We start from the raw sequence: 263 nt of genomic DNA on the forward strand, positions 1-263 counted from the left end.
GATCAATTCGCGGACTGGCTGAAGATGCACTGGCCAAGCGTGAAGGCGGCGCTGCTGGAAGGACGGTACATGCCTGAGGTGATACGCGCGGTGGATATACCGAAGCCTGCGGGCGGGGTACGGACACTGGGCATTCCGACGGTGCTGGATCGGCTGATACAGCAAGCGCTGCACCAGGTACTCCAGCCGATCTTCGAGCCGGGGTTCTCCGAGTCGAGCTACGGCTTCAGGCCGGAGCGCAGCGCGCAGCAGGCGGTACTGAG

The 263-nt window shown here is 63.9% G+C and carries 1 protein-coding gene; it reads left to right on the top strand.

Annotated features, from left to right (window positions below):
- Positions 1 to 263, top strand: a 263-nt coding sequence (locus tag SB753_RS38265) for a reverse transcriptase domain-containing protein (RefSeq protein WP_410805320.1), incomplete at both ends; no start/stop codon positions are given.

The sequence above is a fragment of the Paraburkholderia sp. SIMBA_053 genome, assembly GCF_046534895.1.
In the GTDB taxonomy this organism is placed as follows: Bacteria; Pseudomonadota; Gammaproteobacteria; order Burkholderiales; family Burkholderiaceae; genus Paraburkholderia; species Paraburkholderia caledonica.